The following is a 6,373-nucleotide window of genomic DNA, read 5'->3' as shown; positions in this document are numbered from 1 at the left end:
AGGTAGCGTCAGGCACGTCGAGGTCTTTCGGATGGGCAGCGTCAGAACTCCCATCATCGGAAGACCTCGACCCCTACCTGGACCTCGACACGCCGTGTCGCTCCCGGCGCCGCCCCCGCCTACACCCTCAATTCTGAAGAGCCGCTATGTCGCACGCGTCGTGCACGATGTGTCCATGCGCGGATCTGACCTCGTCGAGCCGGTTCTCGGCATGCTGTCGCGCTTCTGGTCCAAGGCCGTTGTCTTCGTCGTGCTCGCGGTCATGACAATTTTCGACTGGTGGGCCCCAGCAATCTGGTTCATCCACGACGTCGCCGCTGGGTTCACGGAGACGTGGCTTCCGGTCTTCCAGTCGGTTGTTGAGCGTTCCCTCGAGTAGTCCTTGCCTCAGAGGCACAGTGGCCAGATCGACGCACCGCCCCGATGAGGCCGGCGACGACGCGGCTTTCGTCGCGGCCAGCGGCTACGGCTGGAGCGCTGCCTGGCGTTCGAGCGGCTACGAAGCCGCGGCGACGAGGGGTTCCAGCGGAGCGCCCTTGACGTCGGCTCGCCTCGAGCCGGTGTTCGGGCCGGGCGGGGTAATGAGGGCGCGAGGGCGGCGGAGTTAGTGGCCGGCGGTGAGGTTGCCGGCGAGGCGGCGGTGTCGCTGGGCGCTGTCGGTGTTCATCCCGGTGATGGTGACGGTCTTGCCCTTGGTGGCGTACTTGGTGGTGATGGCGTCGAGGGTGGCGACGGTGGAGGCGTCCCAGATGTGGGCGTTGCTCATGTCGATGATCACGTTGGTGGGGTCGCCGGCGTAGTCGAACTGGTAGACGAGGTCGTTGGATGAGGCGAAGAACAGTTCGCCGGTGACCGCGTAGACGCGCTGGCCGTCGTCGTCGGAGGTGTCCAGGCGGACCACGGTGGCGAAGTGCGCGACCCGGCGGGCGAACAGCACCATCGCGACCAGGACACCGACGAGCACGCCGTAGGCGAGGTTGTGGGTGACCACCGTGACCACCACGGTGGCGACCATGACGCCGGTCTCGGACTTCGGCATCCGCTTGAGGGTGGACGGGTGGACGGAGTGCCAGTCAAAGGTGCCGACGGCGACCATGATCATCACCGCGACCAGCGCGGCCATGGGGATGACGGCGACGACGTCACCGAGGCCGACGACCAGGATGAGCAGGAAGACCCCGGCGAGGAAGGTCGAGATCCGGGTGCGAGCCCCGGATGCCTTCACGTTGATCATGGTCTGGCCGATCATCGCGCACCCGCCCATGCCGCCGAAGAAGCCGGTGATGACGTTCGCGGCGCCCTGGCCCCAGGCCTCGCGGGTCTTGTTGGAGTGGGTGTCGGTGACGTCGTCGACCAGCTTGGCCGTCAGCAGGGACTCCAGGATCCCGACCAGCGCCATCGCCAGGGCGAACGGGGCGATGATCTGCAGGGTCTGGAGCGTCATGGGCACGTCGGGGAAGAACAGCTGCGGCAGGCTGTCGGGCAGCTCGCCCTCGTCCCCGACGGTGGGCACGCTGATCGCCGCGACGATCGTGGCGGCGGTGAGCAGGGCGATGGCGACGAGCGGTGCGGGGATGACCCGGGTGAGCCGGGGCAGGAGCACCATGATCGCGATTCCGACGGCCACCAGCGGGTACACCAGCAGGGGCACCCCGGTCAGGTGCGGGACCTGGGACAAGAAGATGAGGATGGCCAGGGCGTTGACGAAGCCGACCATCACCGACCGTGGGATGAACCGCATGAGCTTGGCCACCCCCAGCACGCCGAGCAGGATTTGCAGGAGCCCGGCGAGGATGACGGTGGCGATGAAGTAGTCGATCCCGTATTCGCGGGCGACCGGGGCGATGACCAGCGCGATGGCGCCGGTGGCCGCGGAGATCATCGCGGGCCGGCCGCCGAGGAACGCGATCGAGACGGCCATGGTGAAGGACGCGAACAGCCCGATCCGGGGGTCGACGCCGGCGATGATCGAGAACGCGATCGCTTCGGGGATCAGCGCCAGGGCCACCACCAGGCCGGCGAGGACCTCCGTGCGCAGGCGCTTGGGTGACTTCAGGGTGGCCAGGACCGAGTGGGCCCGGTCCGCCTCCGGCGCCCCGGGAGCGGGCCGGGGGTTCGGGTCGGCGTCGAGCAGGGTGGTGCGGATGTCGTCGGTCACGCAGGTTCCGTTCGGGGTTGTGGGCGCGCGCGCCCCTGACCAGGCTCAAGAGCCCGACCGGTGGACAAGGGTGGGGGCGCGCGGCGCTGCGCGGACGACGGACCGGAGCCCGCCATAGCCTTCGGGTGACGAAGGAAAGTCAACGGCCAAGACTGTACCCTAACGTGAGGGTAGAGTTGGACGCTCCGACGGAAGTGGATGATGACCAACGCGCACCCGCCCCAGCCGCCGGCCAACACACAGGCCGGCGACCTCGCCCAACCCGGCGCGGCCACCCTGCAGATCGGTGCGGTCGCCGAGCGTACCGGCCTGTCCCTGCGGACACTGCGTCACTACGACGAGGTCGGGCTGCTCACGCCGTCGGCCCGCTCCGAGGGCGGGTTTCGGCTCTACACCAGCGCCGATGTCGAGCGACTCCTGCTGATCCGCCGGATGAAGCCCCTGGGCTTCTCCCTCGAGGAGATGGCGGACCTGCTCGACACCGTGGAAGCGCTGCACCGCGACAGCGGCGACGCGGCGGCCAGGCAGCGGCTTGCTGAGTACCTCGGCTCTGCCGAGGAACGACGCGACAAGCTCCTCCGCACACTGACGATGGCCGACGAGTTCATCACCCTGCTCCGTGCCACCTAGCAGACCGCCACGCGCGTCAGGGGCGTTCACTGGGATCAAGGTCGGTGAGCGCTCATCAGGTTGAGCGATAACAGGTCCGGGTCGCGACGAGTGGTGACAAACCACCAGCCTGCATAGGCCCCGAGCAGCACCACAGCCCCCAGCAGCGCCGTGGCGAAGTCGGGCGATGACGGCACCCATCCCGAAGCCCACACGACGGACGTGACGAGACCTGCTCATGTCCCGGTGCAACCCTGCGTCGTCCGACGGCGGCAGCGATGATCCAGCCACCGACGATTGCGGCGACGGTGTCGGGACGACCGTCGTGGGTGCCGGGGTCCGGCACGGTCGCGGGGACGTCCCGACTCCTGGCTTCGCTGTTCACCTGCTCGGCAACGACCCCCGGCATCGATGATGGAGCCGACGGCTAGCGCGAGAGTCGCCCGGTGGGATCGCCGCCGCGGCAGCTCAAAGGGGCGCTCACAGAGTTGACCCGGGCGGCCTTCACTGAGCCCCCTGGGCGCGGAAACGTCCTCCCTTGGTTGCACACCGGTCGCCCACGCGCGAGCACCCCGGGCTGGCCCGTCATCGGTGCCCGGTCATCGTGCCCGCCGCAACGAGTCCCCCCGCAACGAGTCCGCAGCCAGTCCGCAACGAGTCCGCAGGAAGACCAGTCCTGGCCATCATCTGCCAGTGGGCACAATGGGCGCCGCGGAGGTACCTGTCCAGGTCAGCAGGCGAAACCATCACTGGTCAACAAGGCCCGTTAACGACCGTTGCAGCGGCGTACAGAACCCGGCGTACAGGCCAGCTCATCCGCACATGAGTCGCTGACCTGACCCTCCCGGGTCCGCGGGGAGTCCGCAGGAGGTCCAGGCGCGAGGACAGAGTCACGAGTGCGGTCGTCGGAGTCCGGCCACAGGCCGCCGCCGCGGTGCGCAGGTCGGGCAGGTCGGGCAGGTCGGGCAGCAGGTCGTGCCCGTTGCTCAGGGCATGGGTCGGGCTGTACTGCCGCTCGAGCACGGCACGGGCGATGAGCTCTTCGGCGTGCTCGATTCCGACGTCCGGACGCTCCAGGCTGCGCGCGCAAGCGCTCAGGCCGCGGGCCGGATCGCCCACGACGTCGCTGGGGCACTGTTTCGTCTCCGGGCCCCGACGATGCGGTGAGAGCGCGAACAGGAGCCCCCGTCCGCACCAAGATCGCGGCCGAGCGCATCGTCCGCTCTGATGGGCTGGAGCCCAGGGTGCCGTGGCGCCAGGATGACGCCCCGACGTGTTGCGTCATGCAGATCGCAGGTTCGCGGCAGGATGTACCCATGGCGAACACGGACCAGCAGCCCTGGGTCAAGAACTACCAGCCAGGTGTGCCGACCGAGATCGACCTCCCGACGCAGTCGCTCGTCGCGATGGTGGAGAAGTCCGTGGTCGAGGCGGGCAACCACCCGGCCATGGAGTTCTTCGGGCGCCGGACGACGTACAACGAGCTGGGCGACCAGATCGATCGGGCGGCCGAGGGGTTGCGCGGCCTGGGCGTGCACGCGGGTGACCGCGTGGCGCTCATCCTGCCGAACTGCCCACAGCACGTCGTCGCGTTCTACGCCGTCCTGCGCCTCGGTGCCGTCGTCGTCGAGCACAACCCGCTGTACACGTCGCGCGAGCTGCGCCACCAGTTCGCGGACCACCAGGCCCGCGTGGTCATCGCCTGGGACAAGTCGGTCGCGGCCGTCCGTGCCTTCCCGGCCGACGTGGCGATCGACCACATCGTCTCGGTCAACCTGCTGATGGCTTTCCCCACGGTCAAGCGCCTCGCCCTGCACCTGCCGGTGCGGAGCCTGCGCGAGTCGCGAGAGGCGCTCACCGGGCCGGCGCCCGGGACGATTCCCTGGGAGAAGCTGCTCAGCCACGGTCGCATCGACACCGGGCACCCGCGTCCTTCGGTCGACGACCTGGCCGCCATCCAGTACACGTCGGGGACCACCGGCCACCCCAAGGGGGCCATGCTCACGCACTACAACCTGTACTCCAACGCGCTTCAGGGGGAGGCCTGGATGCACGGTGCGGAGTACCGCAAGGAGATCTTCTACGCGATCCTCCCGATGTTCCATGCCTTCGGCATGACGCTGTACCTGACGTACGGCATCCGCAAGCAGGCCCTGCTCGTGATCTTCCCCAAGTTCGACCCCGACATGATCCTCGACGCCATGAAGAAGTCGCCTGCCACGGTGTACTGCGCGGTCCCGCCGATCTACGAGCGCACCGCGATGGCCGCGAAGCAGCGGGGCGTCTCCCTGAAGTCGTGCAAGTTCTGCATCTCCGGCGCGATGAACCTCCCCGACCACGTCGTGGAGCTGTGGGAGTCGATGTCGGGCGGGCTCCTCGTCGAGGGCTACGGCATGACCGAGTCCTCCCCGGTTGCGCTGGGCAACCCGTTCCACCCGACGCGCCGCACCGGCACGATCGGCGTGCCGTTCCCGTCGACTCTGATGAAGGTCGTCAACCAGGACGACCCCACCGTCGAGGTCGCCCAGGGTGAGCCGGGAGAGCTCCTGCTGAAGGGTCCCCAGGTGTTCCAGGGGTACTGGAACAACTCCGAGGAGACCGCGAAGTCCCTGCTGCCCGACGGCTGGTTGCGCACCGGCGACGTCGTGGTCGTCGACTCCGACGGGTTCACCACGATCGTGGACCGCGTCAAGGAGCTGATCGTCACCGGCGGCTTCAACGTCGCACCCTCGGAGGTCGAGGCCGTGCTGCGCATGCACCCGTCCGTCGTCGACGCCGCCGTGTTCGGCAAGCCGCTCGCGCGCGGTGGCGAGATGGTCGTGGCCGCGGTCGAGCTCGAACCGGGCTCCCCGCTCGACGAGGAGGCGTTGCGAGACCACTGCCGCGCCCAGCTCGCGGCGTACAAGGTGCCGCGTCGGATCGTGCAGATCGAGAACACCCCGCGCTCGATGCTCGGGAAGATCTTGCGCAAGCAGGTGCGCGAGCAGGTCCTGCCGTCGCTCTGACGAAGCCGCGGCGTCGGGGCGGCGGGGATCGTTCAACTCAGCGGCCGCGATCTGAACGTTGTGCTGTATCAGCGTGTCCCGCTCACCTTGGGAGGTCCTCGCCCGGACGCAACGCACGTCGTCGAGCGGAATACGTTGCCGGATCTTGGCTTCCTGACGAAGTGTGTTCGCCCTTGCGGTGAGGATGCGACGGTCCGTGACTGCGACCACGGTCGCCCAGCCCTCGGGGTCGATCCGGCTCAGGACGCTCTGGCCGACAGCTCTGACGACGTCGCCTTCGTCGCGTTGGTCGCAGAAGGCGATGCACCGCAGTGTCTCGTCCTTTCGCCTCCGGTGACTGGTTCGCCGGCACGCCGCAGGACTACGTCAACGAGGCGAGCTCCTCCATCGCCTACACGGGCCCGTTCCACGTGGACGAGGAGAAGGAGACCCTCACCCACTCCATGTTCGTCTCCCTGTTTCCGGACTCGATCGGTCAGACCCAGATCCGCGAGTAGTGCGGTTTGGTGGGTGTGTCGCGGAATGAACAGATGCCCCTGATCTGGGAAAATGAGGCTTGTTGAGGTTCTCAGGTCCCAGATCGAAGGGCATCTGTTCGATG

5 protein-coding genes are annotated in these 6,373 nt (G+C 68.1%); 4 read left to right on the top strand and 1 reads right to left on the bottom strand.

Features of this window, described 5'->3' with window-relative positions; genetic code table 11:
* Positions 1 to 175: 175 nt before the first annotated feature.
* Positions 176 to 379: a hypothetical protein gene (locus HIR71_RS16025; protein WP_169326065.1), complete on the top strand. Its 204-nt coding sequence runs from the start codon at positions 176 to 178 to the stop codon at positions 377 to 379.
* Between the two features lie 225 nt (positions 380 to 604).
* On the opposite strand, the gene HIR71_RS16020 is transcribed toward HIR71_RS16025, so the two are convergent.
* The gene (locus HIR71_RS16020) at positions 605 to 2,158 is read right to left on the bottom strand and encodes a SulP family inorganic anion transporter (protein WP_396031888.1); all 1,554 of its coding nucleotides are present in this window, start codon (positions 2,156 to 2,158) and stop codon (positions 605 to 607) included.
* 201 nt (positions 2,159 to 2,359) lie between these two features.
* Between HIR71_RS16020 and HIR71_RS16015 the strand changes: the two genes are divergently transcribed.
* The 3 genes from HIR71_RS16015 to HIR71_RS16005 all read left to right on the top strand — a co-directional run bounded on the left by HIR71_RS16015 (position 2,360) and on the right by HIR71_RS16005 (position 6,269).
* Positions 2,360 to 2,788 (top strand): helix-turn-helix domain-containing protein, encoded by a 429-nt coding sequence (locus HIR71_RS16015; protein WP_169326066.1) that lies wholly within the window; start codon positions 2,360 to 2,362, stop codon positions 2,786 to 2,788.
* Positions 2,789 to 4,083: 1,295 nt separating this feature from the next.
* A complete protein-coding gene (locus HIR71_RS16010) occupies positions 4,084 to 5,772 on the top strand; it encodes a long-chain-fatty-acid--CoA ligase (protein WP_169326064.1) in 1,689 nt (562 codons plus the stop codon).
* 311 nt (positions 5,773 to 6,083) lie between these two features.
* Complete coding sequence (locus tag HIR71_RS16005) at positions 6,084 to 6,269, top strand: lipocalin-like domain-containing protein (RefSeq protein ID WP_169326063.1); 186 nt, start codon at positions 6,084 to 6,086, stop codon at positions 6,267 to 6,269.
* The last annotated feature ends 104 nt before the right edge of the window (positions 6,270 to 6,373 follow it).

The sequence above is a fragment of the Cellulomonas fimi genome, from assembly GCF_012952065.1.
GTDB classification, from domain to species: Bacteria; Actinomycetota; Actinomycetes; order Actinomycetales; family Cellulomonadaceae; genus Pengzhenrongella; species Pengzhenrongella fimi_A.
The sequence above is the reverse complement of the archived record's forward strand: the minus strand, read 5'-3'. Positions and strand labels throughout refer to the sequence as shown.